Below are 21170 nucleotides of genomic sequence, written 5' to 3' on the forward strand. Positions count from 1 at the left end.
CCCACGGTAACAACTGAGCAGCTGAACTTCTAAGTTACAGGAGAGAATTCAGAGAGATCTTATGATAGCTATGAATGCCATTGAAGCTAGAAAGCTCTCGGTGAAGCAGGCAAAGGAAACCCTGTCATCTCTAGCAGCTTTGCACAATCCATGAATGCTAGTCGCTTGAGGTTTTCGCCGTGGATGAGGTTTTTTCCCTGTTTGTAGAGCAAGTTGGTGAGCCGTTTTTTCGACAGGAGGTTCCTCCCTCAAGTCTGGATCGATACAGAGGCATCTTGCCGAACAAATTGTTAGAGTATTGGAGTGAGCACGGTTGGTGCGGGTATGGTGACGGGATATTTTGGACTGTCAATCCCCAGGAATATGAAGGGGTAACTGCCTCGCTTATCGAAGGCACAATATTGGAGAAGCGGGATAGATACCACCTGATCGCTCGCGGCGCATTTGGTGACCTGTATCTCTTTGGAGAGCAAACGGGTTTCTCAGTAAAGATTTTGGCTCATATTTCACGATACAGGGGCAGTGAATATGAGTTGACGGTGGCGGATATGGACAGGGAAGTGCAAGGTTTCTTCCTTGGCAAAGAGAAGGCGTCTGTTGACTTTGATGGTATGTTCGAGCCCGCAAAGAAGAAATTGGGCATGCTAAAGCATGATGAAATGTATGGGTTCGTTCCAGCCTTGGCATTCGGCGGGTCAAGCGACCTTGCTAACCTCGAGAAGGTTAAGGCAGTGGAACATCTAATACTGCTTTCTCAGATTGCCACCCTCGAACCCTACAGTTTCTCCGACTTCTAAAAAGCAATCCGCAAAAAGGGGCTGCCCTGCAGCCCCTCGCTCCTTCAGCTCCGCTCCCGCACCCAGAACAACGTAGCCCCGGCCACCGCCGCCGGCATCATCAGCACGTTCACGCCTGGAATCATCAGCGCCAGGTAGGTGATGCCGCCAAAGCCCAGGCTCTGCCAGCGCTTCTGGCGCAGCCAGGCGAGCATGTCCTGCCAGGTCATCTTGTTGTTGTCCGCCGGGTAGTCGATGTACTGGATGGCCATCATCCACACGCCGAAGATCAGCCACAGCGGCGCAGCCACCACGTTGACCACCGGGATCAGCGACAGGACGAACAGGCCGATGGCGCGTGGCAGGAAGTAGCCCAGCTTGCGCATTTCGCGGCTGAAGGTGCGCGGTACCATGGCTGCCAGCTCGCCCCAGCTGAAGGCTGGGAAGGTGTCTTCGCCACGCACTACCACCTCGACCTTTTCCGCCAGAAAGCCGTTGAACGGCGCGGCAATGATATTGGCCACCAAGGTGAAGGTGAAGAACACCATCAGCACCAGCAAGGCAACGAACAGCGGCCAGAGGATGTAGCTGAGGAAGCTCAGCCAGTCAGGCAGCGTGGGCATCAGGGCATCGAGCCACATGCCGAACTGGTGGCCGGCGAAGTAGATCAGGCCACCGAACAGCAACAGGTTGACCGCCAGTGGCAGCAGCACGAACAACCGTAGGTTGGGGCTCAGCACCAGTTTCAGGCCTTCGCGCAAGTATTGGGGGCCAGAGAGGACAGGGGCTTGCATCTAGATACTCCGCAGAGAAGGAAAACGCGCTGACCTTACCGAGTTTGCCGCGCCGACGAAAGGCACGCAGTGGGCGGGAAACGGGATGTAACAAAAGCGCCCGGCGCGTGTTTATCGATGAAATCGCAGCATAGGCGATGCCTATGAGGTGGATTGTCTAAGGATATTTCCTTAATCTTTGCGACCTCGCTACAGTGCGCTCAACTTTTCGCTTTGCGGGCCTGCGCGTTTTAGCCTTCCCCAAGTGCTGCGTGGGTCCTTTTTAATTTCTTGGCTGGCGCAGCCGGTACACCGATGCCGGCCCTGCGGCCCGCTCGACAGGAGTTCGACATGTCTGAAGTACGTCATTCGCGCGTCATCATTCTCGGTTCCGGCCCTGCCGGTTACAGCGCTGCGGTGTATGCCGCCCGTGCCAACCTCAAGCCGCTGCTGATTACCGGCATGCAGGCTGGTGGCCAGCTGACCACCACCACCGAAGTCGACAACTGGCCGGGCGACCCCCACGGCCTGACCGGCCCGGCCCTGATGCAGCGTATGCAAGAGCACGCCGAGCGTTTTGAAACCGAAATCGTCTTCGACCACATCAACGCTGTCGACCTGGCCAACAAGCCGTTCACCCTGCAGGGTGACAGCGGCAAGTACACCTGTGATGCGCTGATCATCGCCACTGGCGCCAGCGCTCGCTACCTGGGCCTGCCGTCGGAAGAAACCTTCATGGGCAAGGGTGTTTCGGCCTGTGCCACCTGTGACGGTTTCTTCTACCGCAACAAGCCGGTCGCCGTGGTGGGCGGTGGCAACACTGCCGTGGAAGAGGCACTGTACCTGGCCAACATCGCCAGCAAAGTGACCCTGGTACACCGTCGCGAGACCTTCCGCGCCGAGAAGATCCTGGTCGACAAACTGAACGCCCGTGTGGCCGAAGGCAAGATCGAGCTTAAGCTCAACGCCACCCTGGACGAAGTGCTGGGTGACAACATGGGCGTAACCGGTGCGCGTCTGAAGAACAACGACGGCAGCAGCGACGAAATCAAGGTCGACGGTGTGTTCATCGCCATTGGCCACACCCCGAACACTTCGCTGTTCGAAGGCCAGCTGACCCTGAAAGACGGCTACCTGGTAGTCAACGGCGGCCGCGAAGGCAACGCCACCGCTACCAACGTCGAGGGTGTGTTTGCCGCTGGCGACGTGGCTGACCACGTTTACCGCCAGGCCATCACTTCGGCCGGTGCGGGTTGCATGGCAGCGCTGGATGTCGAGCGCTACCTGGACGGTTTGGCCAACGCCTCGTTCTGATCTGAGAAAAAGGGGGGCAAAGCGCCCCCAATAAAAAACCGGCCAAGCGCCGGTTTTTTATTGTCTGCAATCAGCTCACAGGCTCAGTCGCATCGACAGGTCCACCGCTTTCACATCCTTGGTCATGGCGCCAATCGAGATGTAGTCCACCCCTGTCTCGGCAATCACCTGCAGGGTCGTTTCGTTTACGCCGCCGCTGGCTTCAAGCTTGGCTTTGCCAGCGGTAATGCGCACGGCTTCGCGCATTTCGTCCAGGTTCAACTCGTCGAGCATGATGATGTCCGCGCCAGCGGCCAGTGCCTGGCGCAGTTCATCCAGGCTTTCGACCTCGATTTCAACCGGCTTGCCCGGCGCAATGCGGTGCGCTGCGGCCACGGCCTCGGCCACGCCGCCGCTGGCGGCAATGTGGTTTTCCTTGATCAGGAAGGCGTCGTACAGGCCTATGCGGTGGTTGTCGCAACCACCGCAGGTAACCGCGTACTTTTGCGCCAGGCGAAGGCCGGGCAGGGTTTTGCGGGTGTCCAGCAGGCGCACCTGGGTGCCTGCTACCAGGTCGGCGAGGAAGCGCGCACGGGTGGCGACCCCCGACAGCATCTGCAGGAAGTTCAGTGCGCTGCGCTCACCACTGAGCAGCGAACGGGCCGGGCCTTCCAGGTGGAACAACGGTTGATTGGCAGTGGCCTGCTCACCGTCGGCCACCTGCCAGTGCACAGCAACGCGCGGGTCGAGCTGGCGGAACACGGCATCGACCCAGGCGGTACCGGCGACCACGCAGTCTTCGCGGGTGATGATGGTCGCCTTGGCCAGGCGCTCGGCCGGGATCAGTTGCGCGGTGATATCGCCACTGCCGATGTCCTCCAACAGCGCGCGGCGCACGTTGGCTTCAATTTCAGCGGTCAGGTCGGCAAGGCGTAGGTTCGGCATGGTCGGCTCCACAAGCTAGGTGCCCGCGATTATAGGGCAGGGGGCCTGTGTGTACAGCCGCCTTGGTGCTGACCTTTGGTCGGGCATTGTGAGTAATCGGAGCAGAGCAGGGTCATTAGCCAACCAGCGAAACGGCGCTGGCAGGCATACGATTTTTTACCGATAATGGTGACCAGTATTTGGCGTCATAGCTTTGACGATTTTCAGCCCTTTCGGGCAAGACACCCTGCAAGGAGTCCAGGATGCAAAAAGAAGGCAAGGTGGTGGCCTTGGCGGCAGCCATCGACCAAGGGGGGCGTACGCCTCTGCCTTGCCTTCCGGTCCTGTTGCTGCAGGTGCGCGACAAGGCCGCGTTGCAGTTGCGTCAGGGGCTGCAGGACTTGTTCGACAATGCCGATGACACGCTCTTCGAAATGGCCGACAAGGCCTTGGACCGCGGTGACCAAAACCTGTACTTCGAGGCCATGCGTGACCTGCGTCTGAAGCGCAAGAGCATCGAGCGTGGTTTTCTGGATACGTTCCATGATGCTTTCCTCCGAACCGGCCAGGTCGACTTGCTGGCAAACCTGGCCCAGCCGGGCAACCCGCGCAGCAAGGCTCAAATGGAGCGGGCCGCCGCCATTGAGGGCATGGTGGCGCGGGTGCTGTCACGCGATGGCATTGCCCTGCAGCAACTGGGTTTGCGCCTGCAGGCATTGCTCGACCGGCCCCTGTACGAGCAGCACAACCCATTGGGGCCTGCCGCGCTGTGTCGTTACTTCCTCGATGCCGGGCGGAATCTGGGTGTTGGCCTGCGGGTCAAGCTGGTGCTGCTGAAGCTGTTCGAGCGTTATGTGTTGCGCGATGTCGATGTGATCTATGGCGAAGCCAACCAGTTGCTGGTCGCTGCCGGCATACTGCCCGAACTGCAACCGGCGCCGCGCCGGCGTGCCGAAGACCGGCGCATGCGTGCGCGCCCAGGGCCGGCGAACCTTGGCCAGGAGGTGGGGGCGGACGCCGCAGGGCAGGCGTTTTTCGACTCGTTGCAGGCACTACTGGCGCCGGTACGCGGGCAGTTCGCTCCGCGGTTGCACGCGGTGGCTACCGCCCAGCCGATCAGTACCGCCGACCTGCTCCGGCTCCTTTCGCATTTGCAGCGCTACGTGCCCGCCACCCACGAGGCCGATGACTTCGAGCTCGGCCAGCAGCTTGAGCAACTGTTGTTGCGGGTGAGTGTGCGCAGCGGCACGCGTCGGCGCCTTGGAGTGGCTGACGAAGACGTGATCAACCTGGTTGGCTTGCTGTTCGCATTCATCCACAACGACGACAACCTGCCCGCCAGCCTGCGGGCGCTGATTGCGCGCCTTCATATTCCCCTGCTCAAGGTGGCATTACTGGACAAGGGGCTGTTCAGCCGGGGTAGCCATCCGGCGCGCCGGCTGATCAACGAAATCGCCGGCGCCGCGATTGGCTGGGAGTGCGGCAGCGAAGGCCAGCGTGACAGCTTGCATTTGCGGGTAGAGCGTATCGTCCAACGCCTGCTCAATGATTTTGCCGACGATGCAAGCCTGTTCGCCGAGCTGCTCGACGACTTCCTGGCATTCAATCAGGACGAACGGCGACGCAACGAGTTGCTGGAACAACGCACTCGCGACGCCGAAGAAGGCCGTGCCCGGGCACTGCAGGCCCGGCAGCAGGTGCAGCATGTGCTCAACCAGCGCCTGCGTGGTCGGGTATTGCCGCAGGTGGTGGTGCAAATGCTGGTGCAGGCCTGGAGCCAGGTACTGCTGTTGGCTTGGCTGAAGCAGGGCGAGGCCTCACAGGCCTGGCGCGACGCATTGCAGACGATGGACATGCTGCTGGTCAGCATCACGCCGCCGCATGAGCCGCAAACCTTGTTGCAGCAGGTGCCGGCCCTGCTCAAGGCGCTGCGCGATGGCCTGGCCAGCGTAGCCCTGGACGCGGTGGCGACCCGCGAGTTCTTCCTGCAACTGGAACAATTGCACCTGCGCGCCTGCGCAGGTAAAGAGGCGTTGCCAGCAGGTGAGGGCCAATCCTTGGGTGACGTGCTGGTGGCCGAAGAGATTGTGCTGGCGATTGCCGAAGAGCCCGCCTGCGTGCCCCTGCACGCTGCCGAGGGGCAGGCTGCAGCGCTGCGCCAGGCTCAACGCCTGCGCATCGGCACCTGGGTCGAGGCACTCGACGAGGATGAACCACTGCGCTGCAAGCTGGTCGCGCGCATCGACAGCAGCGATAGGCTGGTGTTCGCCAACCGCACCGGCATGAAAGTGCGCGAGTGGAGCAGCGCCAGCCTGGCCCAGGCATTTCAGCGGCACGAAGTGCGCGTGCTGGATGACCGCCTGTTGTTCGAGCGGGCGCTGGAGGCGGTACTTGATAGCTTGCGGCAAGGGCAGGCGCAATAGGCAGACGCATTACAATCATTCACATGCACACGGCGTTGACGGCAGGGCATACTGTGGGCATGTTCACGGCGTTTTTCAGGATCTGCCCATGCAATTGGACCGTGCCACTGGCTGGTTCCACGGAATCGGAATCACCCACTGCCCCTCGCCGAACTTCAATACGCGCCCTGAAGGCGAATCGATTTCCCTGCTGGTGATCCACAACATCAGCCTGCCCCCGGCCTGTTTCGGCACGGGCAAGGTGCAGCAATTCTTCCAGAACCGCCTGGCCCCTGATGAACACCCGTATTTTGCCAGCATCAACCACCTGACCGTGTCGGCGCACCTGTTCGTCGAGCGTGACGGCGCGGTGACTCAGTTCGTGTCGTTGCATGACCGTGCTTGGCATGCGGGTGTGTCGAGCTTTGACGGGCGCGAAGGCTGTAACGACTTTTCCATCGGCATCGAACTGGAAGGCACCGACGACCTGCCCTATACCGATGCCCAGTATGCGGTGCTGGAACAACTCACCCGGCACATCCGCGATGCCTGGCCGGCCATCGACCTGAACCGCATTCAGGGCCACAGCGACATTGCCCCGCAGCGCAAGACTGACCCCGGCCCGGCCTTCGACTGGCCGCGCTACCGCCAGGCGCTGCAGCACAACGAGGACAAGGCATGAGTTTTCTGGTGTTGTTGCTGGCGCTGTGGGTCGAGAAGTTTTCAGCCCTGCGCCATCGGGTGCAGCGCGACGGGTTCTTTCTTGGCGAACTGGTGCGTCTGGAACGCAACGGCAAGGTGCACCCATGGTGGACGTTGGCCATCCTGGTGTTGGCACCAGTAGCGCTGCTGGTGTTGCTGCTGCATGTGCTGGAGCCGGTGGCCTATGGTTTGCTGGCGTTGCCGGTGCACCTGCTGGTGCTGATCTACAGCCTGGGTCGCGGCGATGCGAAGGCATCGCTGGGGGCGTTTCGTGATGCCTGGCGGCGGGGGGACGATCAGGCGGCGCTGCACGTGGCCGAGCGCGACCTTGGCCTGGTGGCCGATGAACCGCACAGCCTGCTGGTGCGGGTGCAGGGTAATTTGCTGTGGCAGGTGTACCAGGGCTTTTTTGCGGTGATCTTCTGGTATTTCGTGTTGGGCCCTGGCGCTGCGCTGGCTTATCGACTGTTGGCGCTGTGTGGTGAACACAGCAAGCAGCCGGCGCTGAAGGTACGTGCCGAGCAGTTGCGGCACATCATGGACTGGTTGCCGGTGCGGGCGCTGGCGTTGAGCTTTGCCTTGGTGGGCAACTTCCTTGCGGTTACAAGGGTGATGCTGCACGAGGTGCTCAATTGGCACATCAGTGCCGGGCACCTGGTGGCTCGGGTCGGGCGCATTGCCGATGACATTCCCGAGGAAGAAGACAGTCAGCGCGGGTTGGGGCGGCTGGACAGCCTGTGGGAACTGCTGCTGCGCTGCGCAGTGCTGTGGTATGCAGGTTTTGCGCTGTGGACCGTGCTGGTCTGATTGCGGGCCAATCGCATCCCACGGGAATCCCGTTCACCTGGGTTTCACCAGCCAAACAACGCGCAAGCATTGCGGGTGCTGGCCTGTGCCAGCACCTCGACATCCAGTCCCATCACTTGCGCCAGCGCCGCAGCAATGTCTGGCAGATGCTCCGGGCTGTTGCGTACCCCCGGGTACATCACCGGTGCCATGTCCGGTGCATCAGTCTCCAGCACCACGCTGTCCAATGGCAGCCGCGCCAGGGTCTTGCGCAGCCGCAGTGCCTGCGGCCAGGTAGCCGCACCGCCCAACCCCAGCATGAACCCCAGCTTGATGTACTCGCGGGCCTCTTCGTAGCTGCCGGCAAACGCATGAATCACCCCCGCCCGCGCGGGCTTGTAGCGCTTGAGCGTGGCAATCACTTGGGCATGGCTGCGGCGCACGTGCAGCAGGGCCGGTAGTTCGAAGTCGCAAGCCATCTGCAGTTGCGCTTCGAACAGCGCCTGCTGGCGAGTCTTGTCCAGGTCTGTAAGGTAGTAGTCCAGGCCAAACTCACCCACGGCACATAGTCGCGGGTTGTCGCGCAGGCGCTCCAGCCACTCGCGCAGTTGCAGTAGGTGCTCAGGTCGATGCTGGTCGAGGTAGACCGGGTGCAGGCCAAGTGCGGCGAACAGGCGCGGCTCGGCGCAGGCCAGTTCCCACACCCGTTGGAAATTCGCCTGGTACACCCCCAACACCACCATCCGCTCCAGCCCACGCGCCGCCGCGTTGGCAAGCAGGCGCGGGCGGTCGGCGTCGAAGTCGGGGAAATCCAGGTGGGTGTGGGTGTCGATCAGGCGCATGTTCAGGTCGCTGAGATACGTTGCTTGAAGGTGCGGCCAACAGCATGCACGCCGGGTTCATAGCGTTTTTCCTCGATGGCGGCCAGTGCCAGTTCAAGCGCAGTGGCGGCAATCTGGCCATGCTGCTGGGCCATGGCATTGACCGGCAGCGGCAGGAAGTCGAGCAACTGGTTGTCGCCAAAGGTACCCAGCTGCAGTTGGCGCGAGTCGACCGGGCGCGCCTGGAGGGTGTCGAACACGCCCTGCAACAGTACGTACGAAGTGGTCACCAGAGCATCAGGCAGGCCACCCAGGTCGTCGATCAGTTGCTGCATCAGGCGCTGGCCGCACTCGCGGCTGAACGCTTCGCCCTGATAGCGGCGCACTTCGCCGGTATAGCCTTGCAGGGCTTCGTCGAATCCGCCGGCACGCGCCTGGCTAACCGACAGCTCGGGGCGCGCGCCTATCAGGGCTATGCTACGTGGTGCCGCGCTGAGCAGGCTGGCGGCCAGCTGGCGGCTGGCATCGCGGTCGTCGCTGATCACCGAGCAGAAGTGTGCGGGGTCCAGACGGCGGTCGATGGCTATCACCGGCAGGCCTTTGTCCTGCAGCTCGCGGTAGCTGTCATCTTCTGGCGGCAGGCAACTGGCAACGAACAGCGCATCGCAGCGGCGCGCACGAAACAGCTGCTGCAGTTGGCGCTCGCTGTCTGGCTGGTCGTCGCTGCTGGCGATCAGAAGCTGGTAGCCGCGGGCGCGGGCGCCTTGCTCCAGTTGCTTGGCAATGCGGGCGTAGCTGGGGTTCTCCAGATCCGGGAGAATGAAGCCCAGGGTGCGGGTATGCCGGCTGCGCAGCCCAGCTGCCTGCGGGTTGGGGGTGAAGCCGTGGGCTTCGACCACCGCGCGTACCCGCTCGACAGTACTGTTACTGATGCGCTGCTGTTCAGCCTTGCCATTGATGACGTAGCTGGCAGTGGTCACGGACACACCGGCCAGACGGGCGATATCGCTGAGTTTCACCGAATTTTCCTTGTTATTACCGGGGCTGGCTGTGAGGCCGGACCGGGTAGTTTGACCCGGTACAGGCATCACGCGCAGACGACCATTGTCGCAATTGTCCGACAGGATGGGGCTTTTTACTGGGCAGATTATCGAGTAACGTGGCCGCCTGGTCAGATTAAACGTTTCAGCTGCCGATTTTTCTGCCTCGGCTGCCACCCGTGCAAGGCTGCTGAACTGGCCCTTTATGTGAATTTCACAACAATACTCCAGTACCCGAACGGGAACTGCAAAAGGAGAAGGTCATGCTCGAGCTCGCCAATGAGCAGATAGCCATGGGCCAGAAGGCCGCCGACAAGGACGAGGCATTGCGCCTTCTGGCGGATCGGCTGGTTGCGGACGGCCTGGTCGCCGAGGGTTACCTGCAAGGGCTGCAGGCCCGGGAGGCACAAGGCTCCACGTTCCTTGGCCAGGGCATCGCCATTCCCCATGGTACGCCGCAAACACGCGATCTGGTGTATGCCACCGGCGTGCGGCTGCTGCAGTTTCCCGAGGGGGTAGACTGGGGTGACGGGCAAATGGTCTACCTGGCCATTGGTATTGCCGCCCGCTCCGACGAACACCTGCGCCTGCTGCAGCTGTTGACCCGTGCGCTGGGCGAGACCGACCTGGCCGAAGCCTTGCGCCGGGCCAGCTCAGCCGAAGTGCTGCTCAAGCTGCTGCAGGGCGCGCCACAAGCGTTGGCGCTGGATGCGCAGCTGGTGGGGCTGAACTTGCCGGCTGAAGACTTCGACGAACTGGCCTGGCGCGGTGCCCGCCTGTTGCAACGTGCCGACTGTGTCGACAGTGGCTTTGCCGCCGTGCTCCAGCAGGCCGAACCGCTGCCGCTGGGCGAGGGCCTGTGGTGGCTGCACAGCGAGCGCCAGGTTCGTCAGCCGGGCCTCGCCTTCATCACCCCGCAGCAGCCGCTGCGTTACCGCGACCAGCCGCTCAACGGTCTGTTCTGCCTGGCCAGCCTTGGCGCCGCTCACGAGGCCCTGCTTGAGCGTCTTTGCGAAGTGCTGATCGAAGGCCGCGGGCAGATGCTCTACCAGGCCACCAACAGCCGTGCGGTACTGGAAGTACTGGGCGGCGAGGCGCCGGCGGACTGGCCCAGCGCACGTGTCGTGCTGGCCAATCCACATGGCTTGCATGCCCGACCGGCCAAGGTGCTTGCACAACTGGCCAAAGGCTTTGAAGGGGAAATTCGTGTGCGCCTGGTCGATAGCGCGCAGCCAGCGGTATCGGTGAAGAGCCTCAGCAAGCTGCTCAGCCTCGGCGCCCGCCGTGGTCAGGCACTGGAACTGGTCGCCGAGCCGAGTATCGCTGCCGATGCCTTGCCGGTGTTGCTGGCCGCTATCGAACAAGGCCTGGGTGAGGAGGTGGAACCGCTCCCGCAGAGCGTCACGCCCATTGCCGATGACCTACCCGAAGTGCTGCAAGCGCCTGCGGCCGGCAGTCGTATCCAGGGTGTGGGTGCCGCCCCCGGCATTGCCAGCGGCCCGGCGCATGTCTGTGTCGAGCGTGAGTTCGACTACCCCTTGCGGGGTGAATCGTGCGGCCAGGAGCGGCAGAAGCTGCGCGAAGCGTTGGCCATCGTCAATGGCGAACTGCAGGCTTTGGTCCTGCGCAGCGACAAGGCCATTGGCGAAATTTTCGTCACCCACCAGGAAATGCTTGCCGACCCGGCCCTGACCGACGATGTCGAGCAGCGCCTGGCCCAGGGCGAAAGCGCCGCGGCCGCGTGGATGGCCGTGATCGACGCCGCGGCCCGTCAGCAAGAGGCATTGCACGATGCGCTGCTTGCCGAGCGCGCTGCCGACCTGCGCGATATCGGCCGCCGCGTGCTGGCGCAGTTGTGTGGTGTGCAGGCGCAGGCTGAACCCGAGCAACCCTATGTGCTGGTGATGACCGAAGTCGGTCCATCCGATGTCGCCCGCCTGGACCCCACCCGGGTTGCCGGTATTGTCACCGCCCAGGGCGGCGCCACGGCCCACAGTGCCATCGTTGCCCGGGCTTTGGGCATACCGGCAGTGGTCGGCGCCGGTGCGTCGATACTGCTGTTGGACAGTGGCACGCCGCTGCTGCTCGATGGCCAGCGTGGTGTGGTTAGCGTCGCACCGCCTGCGGATGAACTGCAGCAGGCGCTGGCCGAGCGTGACCTGCGCGAGAAACGCCTGCAGGCCGCCTGGGCCAACCGCTTCGAGCCGGCCATCACCCAGGATGGGCATGCCGTCGAGGTGTTTGCCAACATCGGTGACAGCAACGGTATAGCCAAGGTGGTGGAGCAGGGCGCCGAAGGTGTGGGCCTGCTGCGCACCGAACTGATTTTCATGGCCCACCCTCAAGCGCCGGATGTGGCTACCCAGGAAGCCGAGTACCGCCGCGTGCTCGATGGCCTCGATGGGCGCCCGCTGGTGGTGCGTACCCTGGATGTCGGCGGCGACAAACCGCTGCCTTACTGGCCGATCGCTGCCGAGGAAAATCCCTTCCTCGGCGTGCGCGGCGTGCGTTTGACCCTGCAGCGCCCGCAAGTGATGGAAGACCAGTTGCGCGCATTGCTGCGGGCCGCCGACCAGCGCCCGTTGCGTATCATGTTCCCGATGGTTGGCCAGGTGCACGAGTGGCGTGAGGCTCGGGCCATGGTGGAACGCCTGCGCGCAGAAATCCCGGTAGCCGACCTGCAACTGGGCATTATGGTCGAGGTGCCTTCAGCGGCCCTGCTGGCAGCGCAATTGGCGCGCGAAGTGGACTTCTTCAGCATCGGCACCAACGACCTGACTCAATACACCTTGGCTATCGACCGTGGCCACCCCAGCCTCTCGGCACAGGCCGATGGCCTGCACCCGGCGGTATTGAGCCTGATCGACATGACCGTGCGCGCCGCCCATGCCCACGGCAAGTGGGTGGGCGTGTGTGGCGAGCTGGCGGCCGACCCGCAAGCGGTGGCCGTGCTGCTGGGGCTGGACGTGGACGAACTCAGCGTCTCCGCGCGCAGCATCGCCGAAGTCAAGGCACTGGTTCGCCAGGCCGATCATCAGACAGCCCGCGCCTTGGCGCGCGAGGCCCTGCAACAGGACAGCGCCGCAGCAGTTCGCGCGCTGGTGGAGCGTTACTGAATGGCCAAGATCCTCACTCTCACCCTGAACCCGGCGCTGGATATCACCATCGGCCTGGACGCTCTGCGCCCAGGCCAGGTCAACCGTAGCCAGGAGCAGCACAGTCACGCCGCGGGCAAGGGGCTGAACGTTGCACAGGTACTGGCCGATCTGGGGCACAGCGTAACCGTTGGCGGTTTCCTCGGGCGCGACAATCTGCAGCCCTTCGAGGCGCTGATCGACGGTCGCGGTTTTACCGACTGCTTTGTCCGTGTGCCGGGCGAAACCCGCAGCAATATCAAGCTGGTCGAGGCCGATGGCCGCGTCACCGATATCAACGGGCAGGGCCCGGAGGTCGACGAGGCGGCACGCAACGCCTTGCTGCACAGGCTGCAACAGATTGCCCCAGGTCACGATGCCGTGGTGGTGGCTGGTAGCCTGCCGCGCGGGATCAGTGCCGACTGGTTCCGCCAGTTGCTCGAACTGTTGAAGGCTCAAGGCCTCAAGGTTGTCCTGGACAGCAGTGGTGAAGCCCTGCGTGTCGGCTTGCAGAGCGCGCCCTGGCTGGTCAAGCCCAATACCGAAGAACTGGGCGAAGTGCTGGGTCTGCCTGTGGATAACCTGGCGCAACAGACGGCTGCCGCCAAGCGCCTGCTGGCCAGTGGCGTTGAACACGTGGTGGTGTCTGCGGGCGAGCAGGGCGTCAGTTGGTTCAGTCGTGACCTGGCCATGCACGCCCGCCCACCCAAGGTACGGGTTGCCAGCACGGTGGGGGCGGGGGATTCGCTGGTGGCCGGCATGGTCCACGGCCTGTTGCTGGCCGAGGCGCCTGCGCAGACGTTGACCCGAGCCACTGCCATCGCCGCCCAGGCCGTTACCCAGGTTGGCTTCGGTATACGTGACCGCGAGCACCTGGTGCAATTGGAAGCGGCCGTGCAACTGACAGAACAACAAGAGGGTTGCCGATGAACATTGCCATAGTCACCGCCTGCCCCAATGGCCAGGTGTCGAGTGTACTGAGCGCACGCTTGCTGTCCGCCGCTGCCCAGCGGCGCGGCTGGAGCACCAGCGTCGAAGTGCAGAATACTGAACATCCCGAGCGGCAACTGAGCGCCGCGCAGATCGCCGAGGCTGACTGGGTGCTTGTGGTCAGCACCGGGCCGGTGGACCTGGCCCGCTTCGTCGGCAAACGCCTGTACCAGAGCACGCCATCCCAGGCGCTGGCTGATCGCGAAGGCTTTCTCGACGAAGCGGCGGCCAACGCCGAGCTGCTGGTTGCAGTGACAGATGGCCCCGCCGCCGCTGGCAGTGCTGGCACCCGCATCGTAGCCGTCACTGCCTGTCCGACCGGCGTAGCCCATACCTTCATGGCCGCAGAAGCCCTGCAGCAAGCAGCACAACAACTGGGCTATCAGCTCACCGTCGAGACCCAGGGCTCGGTCGGTGCGCGCAACCCCTTGTCTGCTGAAGCCATCGCTGCGGCGGATGTGGTTTTGCTGGCCGCCGACATTGAAGTTCCCACTGCACGTTTCGCCGGCAAACGTATTTACCGTTGTGGTACCGGCATTGCCCTCAAGCAGGCCCGCGCGACTCTGGACAAAGCCTTGGCGCAGGCCACGGTGGAGAACAGCGCCGACGCCGCAGCGCCGACCACGCCGACGAAGGGCGAGAAAACCGGCGTGTACAAACACTTGCTTACCGGCGTGTCGTTCATGCTGCCGATGGTGGTGGCCGGTGGCCTGCTGATCGCTCTGTCGTTCGTGTTCGGTATCGAGGCCTACAAAGAGGCGGGCACCTTACCGGCGGCGTTGATGCAGATTGGCGGTGAAGCCGCCTTCAAACTGATGGTGCCGCTACTGGCGGGCTATATCGCCTGGTCCATCGCCGACCGCCCCGGGCTGGCCCCCGGCATGATCGGCGGCCTGCTGGCCAGCACCTTGGGGGCCGGCTTCATCGGTGGCATAGTCGCCGGTTTTCTTGCCGGTTACAGCGCCAAGGCCATTGCCCGATGGGCGCGCTTGCCCAGCAGCCTGGAGGCGCTCAAGCCAATCCTGATCATTCCATTGCTGGCCAGTCTGTTCACCGGCCTGGTGATGATCTACGTGGTCGGCCAGCCGGTAGCGGCGATGCTCGAAGGGTTGACGCACTTCCTCGACAGCATGGGCACCACCAATGCCATCCTGCTGGGGCTGTTGCTGGGCGGCATGATGTGCGTCGACCTTGGCGGGCCGATCAACAAGGCCGCCTATGCGTTCTCGGTGGGGCTGCTGGCCTCGTCGAGCTACGCGCCAATGGCCGCGACCATGGCCGCCGGCATGGTGCCGCCGATTGGCTTGGGTATTGCCACCTTCCTGGCCAGGCGCAAGTTCGCCCAGAGCGAGCGCGAGGCGGGCAAGGCAGCGCTGGCGCTGGGGCTGTGCTTCATCTCTGAGGGGGCGATTCCGTTTGCCGCCAAGGACCCATTGCGGGTGATCCCGGCCAGTATCGCCGGTGGTGCGTTGACCGGGGCATTGTCGATGTACTTTGGCTGCAAGCTGATGGCGCCGCATGGCGGCTTGTTCGTATTGCTTATCCCCAACGCGATCAACCATGCGCTGCTTTATTTGTTGGCGATCATGGCCGGTAGCTTGTTGACTGCGGTGGTGTATGCCGTGATCAAGAAGAGCGAGCGGGTGGAGCTGGCGGTGACGCCGGTTAAAAGTACCTGAGCTGACCCCACTTTGTGGGAGCGGCACAAGGTCGCTCTCACAAAGGCCGCGTTGACCTCTCAGCGCCCATGCTTCTGCCGCAACGGCACCAGCAGATCACCCAGCCCGTTGTGATCGATCTCATGCATCAACGCCAGCAACCCGCCCAGTTCCCCTGTCGGGAAGCCCTTGCGCGCAAACCACGCCAGGTAGTCTCCTGGCAGGTCGGCAATGATCCTCCCTTGGTACTTGCCGAACGGCATGCTGCGGGTCACCAGTAGTTCGAGGGTTTCCGGCTTCATCGTCGCGCACCTGGCTGTGGAAAGGCGCCGACCATACTGCAATCTGCACGAAGCCCCAAGCGGCAATCATGCAGAACGCCGTTATCAGCTGTCGTCTCTTTTGTATAACTCATTGAAAATAAAGTAATTTATTTTTGTGGTAAGCGTGGCACGAACACTGCAATTCCCTAGAGGACTATCACCTGCCAAGGAGTTCGACCATGAGCAACCCCAACAAAGACGTGATCGACGTACTCAACGACCTGATCGAGTACAGCAAGGATGGCGAGAAAGGTTTCAAGGCCTCGGCCGATGATGTGAAGAACCCCGAACTGAAAGCGTTCTTCGTCCAGCGCGCGGGTGAGTGCGCTAACGCTGCCAGTGAATTGCAGGGCGAGGTTCGCCGCTTGGGCGGCGACCCGGAAACCTCCACCAGCATCAGTGGCGACCTGCACCGCGGCTGGGTCAACCTCAAGTCGATGGTCACCGGCAAGGACGAAGAGGCGGTGCTGAACGAGGTGGAGCGTGGCGAGGACCACGCCCTCAAGGCCTACAAGGAAGCCCGCGAGAAGCTGGTGAAACTGGGCCGTACTGCCAGCGACATGACCTACAGCCTGGTGGAAAAGCAGCTGCAAGGCGTGCAGCGCAACCATGACCAGGTCAAGGCCCTGCGCAACGCTGCTCGCGCCCGCTCCTAGTCGAGCGGTCCCTCGACCCGGTTCCGGCCCTTGGCCTTGGCCCGGTAGAGCGCTTCGTCCGCAGCACCCAGCACCCTGCCAAGGTCGTGCTGGGTGTCGGACAAACCGATACCGATGCTCACGGTTACTGCGTGGGCATCATCCGCAAACGGCGCCAGCGCCTCGACGCTGGCGCGGATGCGTTCAGCCAGTAGCTGGGCCCCGGCCAGATCGGTTTCCGGCAGCACGACCTGAAACTCCTCCCCACCGTAACGCGCGGCCAGGTCCGCCGGGCGGCGAATGCATGCCTCGATGGCCTTGGCCACTTCGCGCAAGGCATGGTCGCCACCGGCGTGACCATGGCGCTGGTTGAATGCCTTGAAGTGGTCCACATCCACCATCAGTACCGCCAGTGGTTTACGGTTACGTTGGGCGCGGGCCCATTCCTGGCGCAGCACATGGTCCAGCCTGCGACGGTTGGCCAGGCCAGTCAGGCTATCGGTGGAGGCGAGCATAGCCAGGTCTTCTTCGGCCTCGTGGCGGCGGCGCAGTTCGCGGCCCAAGAGCAACGTCAGCCAGAGAATGCCCACGCACAGACCGCCGGTGGCGACGCTGACGACAATGGCGGTGCGGCGCCAGGACTCGAACACCTCGTCGGCCGAGTGCACCACCAGCACGATCAGGGGCAGTTGCGCGACCCGGGCGAAGGTGAACATGCGGAGCTTGCCGTTGATGTCGGAGCGGGCGGTGAAGGTACCGCTCTGTTCAGCGATGATGCGCTTGAAATTGGGCCTTTCGGTGTAGGAGGTTCCAATCAGCGGGTCCTGCGCGCGATAGGGCTGGCGGACGAGCAACTGCCCGTCGGTATTGAACAGGTTGATGCTGCTGTCGTGGCCAATGTCCAGGCGCTGGAACAACTCACTGAAGTACGACAGGCGCAGCGCACCCGCTGCCAACCCGGCGAACTCGCCATTGGGGCCGGAGATGCGTCGGCTGAAGCTGATACACCAGTCCAGGTCGCCAAGCTTGGCCTTGAAAGGGGGCCCTACCAGCAAGCCGAGGTTGGCATTCTGCTGGTGAGCCTTGAACACCCCGGTATGGCCGAAGTTGGCCTTGCGTGGCACGCTGCTGGTGGAGTCGCCGACGACATTGCCTTGCTTGTCCAGCCACAGCACGTCACCCCGCTTGCGGTCGACGAAGGCTTCATTGAACAGCAGGCGCTGGCGTATCGGGCCGGGGACTTCCGGCAGTTCCTTGCGCCCGACGGCCCAGATCAGGCCTTGCAGTGACTGATCGTAGAGTTCGACGTTGCGCAGGATGTCGCTTTCGATCAGCTGGACGATGTTGTTCGACGAGCGCAACGCCGACTGTTCGACACTTTCGCGCTCGCGGTCAAGCAGGTAGCTGACGATGGCCACGATGGCGAGCACGGCAAGGCAACTGCCCAGGTTGAGGATCAGCTCGGGGTGCGACCTGTAGACTGCGAAACGCGGGGATTGGGTGGGCATGCTCGCTACTGCGTGGGCAGGGCCATTCGCGGCGGCAACATTCTAGGGAAGCGGGCATTGTCGGACAAGATTTGTCCGACGGAAGCACGGTGTACTGTACTTTTCTATTTGCCGTGTACCTCTGTAGGAGCGGGTTTACCCGCGAACACCGGCGAAGCCTTCTTCGCGGGTGAACCCGCTCCTACACTGGCAGCAAAAGATCAGAACACGTTCAGTGGGTAATCGACGATGACCCGCAGTTCATCGTTGTCGCTGTTGCTGTCGATCGACGCATAACCCTGGCTGCCGCGGTGGGTGGCATAGCGCACCAGCACCGACAGGTCCTTGAGGTCGCCTTCCTGGAACACGTACTTCACGTCCAGGTCGCGTTCCCAGTGCATGGCGTTCTTGCCATCTTCACGGTAGTAATTGTAGTGAGTGGTGTCCTGAGTGGCCTTGGTCAGGTCGGCCTCACCGCGCGAATACGACAGCGAGGTGCTCAAACCAGGCACGCCGACACCGGCGAAGTCATAGCCGTACTGCAGTTTCCACGAGCGCTCGTTCGGCGCGTTGAAGTCCGAGTACATGCGCGAGTTGTCCAGGTACACGCTGTCGCCCAGGTTGATGTAGTCGAATGGCGTGTTGCCGTTCACTCGCTGGTAGGCGGCGGTGACGCTGTGGAAGCCTGCGTTGACGGTGAAGTGCACGCTGTAGGTGTTGTTGTCGATCTTGCCTAGCAGGGCCTGGCCGGTGTCCTGGGTGTGATAGAAGTGCACGCCCGGGTTCAGGCTGACCAGGTCATTGACCACATAGGTGTAGTCGAAGTCCGCGTAATACTGGTTCCAGATGTCCTTCAGCTCGGCGGCGTACAGGTTGGCGGTGATGTGCTCGGTACCGCTCCACGACGCGCCGGCCCAGTTCAGGTGCTTGCTCTTGTCGTGCTCGTCCAGTGACCCGTAGTAGGTGTCGATGCGGCGGTGGCCGCTCTGGTTGTACGGGTGGGTGAAGCTGACCTGGCCGCCTTCGAGCAACAGGCCGTCGATGCTGGTGTTGGTCAGGCTTACACCGCGGAAGGTTTGCGGCAGCATGCGCGTTTCGCCGCCGGCGATCACCGGGTTGGTGAGGAACAGGTCACCGGCTTTCAGCTCGGTGTCGAAGGCCTTGAGCTTGACCGCAGCACCGGCAGTGGAGAACGAATGCGGGGCAGCGCCCAGCTCGCTGTCGTCCTTGATGTGTTTGGGCAGGATGCTGGTGCCGGCATGGCCGCCGCCGCCGTCGAGCTTCAGGCCCAGCATGGCATGAGCATCCAGGCCAAAGCCGATCACACCTGGGGTGTAGCCCGACTCGAAACGCGCAACCGCGCCCTGGCCCCACTCGCGGGTGTCGCGCACGCCGGCGTTGTGGTTGTCGCGGTTGAAGTAGGCATTACGAAAATGCAGGTTGAAGGACGAACCTTCGATGAAGCCATCAGCCTTGTCTTCATCTGCCTGGGCGGCGAAAGGGATCGTTGCAGTCAACGCAATGAAAAGCGGGGTAAAACGAAACGCGGAAGGCACCGGTACTAGCTCCTTTGGTATGACGGTGGGGCAGTTTTTATATTTGAATGTGCGTCTTTTTATAGGTGGACGTTACAACCAGGCTGAGAGTTGAAGCACATAAAAAAAGCCGCTGATTGGCAGCGGCCTTTAAAAGGCTAACATATCGGCACTGGAGGTGCCCATGGCGTAGCCAAGGGAAAGCGGGAGCAGCGACAGCGCCTGATCAGCTGTCGGCATTGGCATCGACAGTAACTTTGGAAGCTGTCTGTTTAGCGCCTTTTGCGGTATCTGCCTTGTTTGCGGCTACAGCGTCACGGGCCTCTTGATGGACAGCCGCGAGTTCTGCACTGCGGGCGACGAAAGCCGGGGATTCTTCGGCCATGGCCAGGGGCGACAACAACAGGGAAGACAGGACGAAGACGCTGGCAATACCCATACTGCTGGACATTTGAAACTACCTTCTTGCGGTGCAAGTGCTAATGAGGACAGGGGTAAAGTTAGTCCTTTCAGTGCACTCGAAACAGAGCGAAGTGCGATAAGCACTGTTGCGCAAAAAGTAACGATCCTTGGGGGAGTCAATGGGACTTTTGGCGAAAGCCCCGTGCTAGAGCGCCTGCGTACTTTTTGTAATAGATGGGCTCGTCCCCCGAGGCGGTTCACAGCGCTACGGTGGTGTTCGAAGAAAGCCAACGGCAGCTTTGTAGCTGGCCGTCAGCCAGCTATCCGGTCGCTTTTTCGTGCGTGGCCTTGGGCAAGGTGATCAGGCTAAAAGCCGATAAAGGCGTAATACACCGGGGTTTCATTGGTCGTGCGCAAACCCAGTGCCTGCAAGCTCGCCGTCAGCGCTTCATCCTGCACATGCACGGTCCACTGCGTCCCTTCATTCCCCGGCACCTGCGCCAGCGCCGCAGCAAACGCCCCCATATCCGGCAAGTAAGCGGTAAACCCGTTACCTTTTAGCGCACTGGTAGTCATGCCCAATGCCTGACATACCGCGACCTTGGCGGCAATGTCATCGCGGTCGGCCTGGCGCGAAGCCTGGACCAGCGCCTGCAGTTCCACATCGACCAGTTGCGTGCCGTGAATCAGTTCCGGCCCCTGTTGCCAGGCCTCCGGCGGGCAGTCCTTGCTGTCTGGCCGCAATGGAATATGCGGGTTGATTTCTACCGGATAGATGCGACAGACCAGCGGGCGCTGCTCATAGATGGTGCAGAGGTCGTTGGCGTCGAGGTTACGACAACGTCCGGGGTTGAATGCAGCAAAGGTCACCGAGACGCGTACCTCGCCCTCGCCGCAATGCACCGGATGGGAGCGTCGCAGCACATGGTCACGCTGCTCCAGCGGCATGCCAGGGCCGTCCACGACGAAGGCTTCGATCAGTACCACCACCTGGCCGGCATCGTCCGCCCAGCGACGAGCTTCGGCCAGCGTCAGTGGCACATGGTGGCCGGTGCAGCATTTGCCGCAGCCGGTACAGCCGAAACGTAAGCGGTCGGTCACCTGGCTTCCGGGCTCCACTCGCTGACAAAGGCACGCTGGTGCTGGCGATCGTACAGACACAGCTCGGTGCCGGTGCGCTGCTGCATGTGCTTTTGTGGGTAGACGCCTTCGATCAGCAGGGCACTCATGCCTGCCTGGTCATCGAACTCGGCGGGCTTGCCGCGAGCGTGGGCGTTCTTGAACTGGCTTGCGGTCAGGCAGGCCTTGAGCATCTGCTGGCGCTGCTCGTTCCAGGCCTGACTACTGGAGGCCTGGGCAATACCGCTGAAGAGGGCACAGCTGATCAGGATAGAGCTGAGAAGCTTCATATGTGATTCCGGCAATTTTCTTGCGAGGGGCGCGAATTATGCCCGAGTCACCCCCGGCGGCCAGCCGGGGAGTTTGTCGC

19 protein-coding genes are annotated in these 21170 nt (G+C 62.4%); 9 read left to right on the plus strand and 10 right to left on the minus strand.

The annotated features are described in order from the left end of the window. Positions 1 to 179 precede the first annotated feature (179 nt). Positions 180 to 797, plus strand: a complete 618-nt coding sequence (locus AC3B5Q_RS03740; protein WP_488392833.1) for a GAD-like domain-containing protein — start codon at positions 180 to 182, stop codon at positions 795 to 797. Between the two features lie 44 nt (positions 798 to 841). On the opposite strand, the gene cysZ is transcribed toward AC3B5Q_RS03740, so the two are convergent. Continuing rightward, on the minus strand, positions 842 to 1570 hold the full coding sequence (gene cysZ / locus AC3B5Q_RS03745) for a sulfate transporter CysZ (protein WP_021781720.1): 729 nt from the start codon (positions 1568 to 1570) through the stop codon (positions 842 to 844). Positions 1571 to 1900: 330 nt separating this feature from the next. On the opposite strand from cysZ, the gene trxB reads away from it, so the two are divergent. Next, positions 1901 to 2863 carry a thioredoxin-disulfide reductase gene (gene trxB, locus AC3B5Q_RS03750; protein WP_003247318.1) on the plus strand — a complete coding sequence of 321 codons (963 nt, stop codon included), beginning with the start codon at positions 1901 to 1903 and terminating at the stop codon, positions 2861 to 2863. Positions 2864 to 2938: 75 nt separating this feature from the next. On the opposite strand, the gene nadC is transcribed toward trxB, so the two are convergent. Continuing rightward, entirely contained in the window at positions 2939 to 3787 is an 849-nt protein-coding gene (nadC, locus tag AC3B5Q_RS03755; protein ID WP_488392834.1) for a carboxylating nicotinate-nucleotide diphosphorylase, read from the minus strand. 242 nt (positions 3788 to 4029) lie between these two features. Here nadC and AC3B5Q_RS03760 point away from each other — a divergent pair, with 242 nt between their 5' ends. The 3 genes from AC3B5Q_RS03760 (at position 4030) to ampE (ending at position 7677) form a co-directional block, all read left to right on the plus strand. Then, the gene (locus tag AC3B5Q_RS03760) at positions 4030 to 6189 is read left to right on the plus strand and encodes a DUF1631 domain-containing protein (protein WP_274149819.1); all 2160 of its coding nucleotides are present in this window, start codon (positions 4030 to 4032) and stop codon (positions 6187 to 6189) included. 88 nt (positions 6190 to 6277) lie between these two features. Continuing rightward, a complete protein-coding gene (ampD, locus tag AC3B5Q_RS03765) occupies positions 6278 to 6850 on the plus strand; it encodes a 1,6-anhydro-N-acetylmuramyl-L-alanine amidase AmpD (protein ID WP_021781723.1) in 573 nt (190 codons plus the stop codon). Then, entirely contained in the window at positions 6847 to 7677 is an 831-nt protein-coding gene (gene ampE / locus AC3B5Q_RS03770; RefSeq protein ID WP_021781724.1) for a regulatory signaling modulator protein AmpE, read from the plus strand. Before ampD ends, ampE begins: the two co-directional genes overlap by 4 nt. A 44-nt stretch (positions 7678 to 7721) precedes the next feature. On the opposite strand, the gene AC3B5Q_RS03775 is transcribed toward ampE, so the two are convergent. Both AC3B5Q_RS03775 and cra read right to left on the minus strand, forming a co-directional pair. After that, complete coding sequence (locus AC3B5Q_RS03775; protein WP_021781725.1) at positions 7722 to 8498, minus strand: TatD family hydrolase; 777 nt, start codon at positions 8496 to 8498, stop codon at positions 7722 to 7724. A gap of 2 nt (positions 8499 to 8500) precedes the next feature. After that, the gene (gene cra / locus AC3B5Q_RS03780) at positions 8501 to 9496 is read right to left on the minus strand and encodes a catabolite repressor/activator (protein WP_021781726.1); all 996 of its coding nucleotides are present in this window, start codon (positions 9494 to 9496) and stop codon (positions 8501 to 8503) included. A gap of 284 nt (positions 9497 to 9780) precedes the next feature. On the opposite strand from cra, the gene ptsP reads away from it, so the two are divergent. From ptsP to AC3B5Q_RS03795, 3 genes are read left to right on the plus strand one after another with little or no spacing between them, the layout of a single operon-like run. Further along, the gene (ptsP, locus tag AC3B5Q_RS03785; protein ID WP_488392835.1) at positions 9781 to 12633 is read left to right on the plus strand and encodes a phosphoenolpyruvate--protein phosphotransferase; all 2853 of its coding nucleotides are present in this window, start codon (positions 9781 to 9783) and stop codon (positions 12631 to 12633) included. Further along, the gene (pfkB, locus tag AC3B5Q_RS03790; RefSeq protein ID WP_021781728.1) at positions 12634 to 13581 is read left to right on the plus strand and encodes a 1-phosphofructokinase; all 948 of its coding nucleotides are present in this window, start codon (positions 12634 to 12636) and stop codon (positions 13579 to 13581) included. Continuing rightward, the gene (locus tag AC3B5Q_RS03795; RefSeq protein WP_103443503.1) at positions 13578 to 15320 is read left to right on the plus strand and encodes a PTS fructose-like transporter subunit IIB; all 1743 of its coding nucleotides are present in this window, start codon (positions 13578 to 13580) and stop codon (positions 15318 to 15320) included. Before pfkB ends, AC3B5Q_RS03795 begins: the two co-directional genes overlap by 4 nt. Positions 15321 to 15379: 59 nt before the next feature. Here AC3B5Q_RS03795 and AC3B5Q_RS03800 read toward each other — a convergent pair whose 3' ends face one another. Continuing rightward, positions 15380 to 15601: a DUF3820 family protein gene (locus AC3B5Q_RS03800; RefSeq protein WP_021781730.1), complete on the minus strand. Its 222-nt coding sequence runs from the start codon at positions 15599 to 15601 to the stop codon at positions 15380 to 15382. A gap of 200 nt (positions 15602 to 15801) precedes the next feature. On the opposite strand from AC3B5Q_RS03800, the gene AC3B5Q_RS03805 reads away from it, so the two are divergent. After that, a complete protein-coding gene (locus tag AC3B5Q_RS03805) occupies positions 15802 to 16278 on the plus strand; it encodes a ferritin-like domain-containing protein (protein WP_003247307.1) in 477 nt (158 codons plus the stop codon). Here AC3B5Q_RS03805 and AC3B5Q_RS03810 read toward each other — a convergent pair. From AC3B5Q_RS03810 to AC3B5Q_RS03830, 5 genes are all read right to left on the minus strand, one after another. Continuing rightward, complete coding sequence (locus tag AC3B5Q_RS03810) at positions 16275 to 17765, minus strand: sensor domain-containing diguanylate cyclase (RefSeq protein WP_392504107.1); 1491 nt, start codon at positions 17763 to 17765, stop codon at positions 16275 to 16277. The two genes, AC3B5Q_RS03805 and AC3B5Q_RS03810, sit on opposite strands and share 4 nt — an antisense overlap. 200 nt (positions 17766 to 17965) lie before the next feature. Further along, the gene (locus tag AC3B5Q_RS03815; RefSeq protein ID WP_392504108.1) at positions 17966 to 19300 is read right to left on the minus strand and encodes an OprD family porin; all 1335 of its coding nucleotides are present in this window, start codon (positions 19298 to 19300) and stop codon (positions 17966 to 17968) included. A gap of 205 nt (positions 19301 to 19505) precedes the next feature. Next, positions 19506 to 19730, minus strand: coding sequence for a hypothetical protein (locus AC3B5Q_RS03820; RefSeq protein WP_488392836.1), 225 nt, complete (start codon positions 19728 to 19730; stop codon positions 19506 to 19508). 317 nt (positions 19731 to 20047) lie between these two features. Further along, the gene (locus tag AC3B5Q_RS03825) at positions 20048 to 20782 is read right to left on the minus strand and encodes a YkgJ family cysteine cluster protein (RefSeq protein ID WP_103443506.1); all 735 of its coding nucleotides are present in this window, start codon (positions 20780 to 20782) and stop codon (positions 20048 to 20050) included. Continuing rightward, positions 20779 to 21090, minus strand: a complete 312-nt coding sequence (locus AC3B5Q_RS03830; protein ID WP_392504111.1) for a hypothetical protein — start codon at positions 21088 to 21090, stop codon at positions 20779 to 20781. Before AC3B5Q_RS03830 ends, AC3B5Q_RS03825 begins: the two co-directional genes overlap by 4 nt. Positions 21091 to 21170: the final 80 nt, after the last annotated feature.

The organism is Pseudomonas sp. D5(2026) (genome assembly GCF_057766845.1).

Coding starts and splice junctions, on each gene's coding strand:
- cysZ (WP_021781720.1), bottom strand. CDS start 1,570: ATGCAAGCCCCTGTCCTCTCTGGCCCCCAATACTTGCGCGAAGGCCTG.
- trxB (WP_003247318.1), top strand. CDS start 1,901: ATGTCTGAAGTACGTCATTCGCGCGTCATCATTCTCGGTTCCGGCCCT.
- nadC (WP_488392834.1), bottom strand. CDS start 3,787: ATGCCGAACCTACGCCTTGCCGACCTGACCGCTGAAATTGAAGCCAAC.
- AC3B5Q_RS03760 (WP_274149819.1), top strand. CDS start 4,030: ATGCAAAAAGAAGGCAAGGTGGTGGCCTTGGCGGCAGCCATCGACCAA.
- ampD (WP_021781723.1), top strand. CDS start 6,278: ATGCAATTGGACCGTGCCACTGGCTGGTTCCACGGAATCGGAATCACC.
- ampE (WP_021781724.1), top strand. CDS start 6,847: ATGAGTTTTCTGGTGTTGTTGCTGGCGCTGTGGGTCGAGAAGTTTTCA.
- AC3B5Q_RS03775 (WP_021781725.1), bottom strand. CDS start 8,498: ATGCGCCTGATCGACACCCACACCCACCTGGATTTCCCCGACTTCGAC.
- ptsP (WP_488392835.1), top strand. CDS start 9,781: ATGCTCGAGCTCGCCAATGAGCAGATAGCCATGGGCCAGAAGGCCGCC.
- pfkB (WP_021781728.1), top strand. CDS start 12,634: ATGGCCAAGATCCTCACTCTCACCCTGAACCCGGCGCTGGATATCACC.
- AC3B5Q_RS03795 (WP_103443503.1), top strand. CDS start 13,578: ATGAACATTGCCATAGTCACCGCCTGCCCCAATGGCCAGGTGTCGAGT.
- AC3B5Q_RS03800 (WP_021781730.1), bottom strand. CDS start 15,601: ATGAAGCCGGAAACCCTCGAACTACTGGTGACCCGCAGCATGCCGTTC.
- AC3B5Q_RS03805 (WP_003247307.1), top strand. CDS start 15,802: ATGAGCAACCCCAACAAAGACGTGATCGACGTACTCAACGACCTGATC.
- AC3B5Q_RS03810 (WP_392504107.1), bottom strand. CDS start 17,765: ATGCCCACCCAATCCCCGCGTTTCGCAGTCTACAGGTCGCACCCCGAG.
- AC3B5Q_RS03820 (WP_488392836.1), bottom strand. CDS start 19,730: ATGTCCAGCAGTATGGGTATTGCCAGCGTCTTCGTCCTGTCTTCCCTG.
- AC3B5Q_RS03830 (WP_392504111.1), bottom strand. CDS start 21,090: ATGAAGCTTCTCAGCTCTATCCTGATCAGCTGTGCCCTCTTCAGCGGT.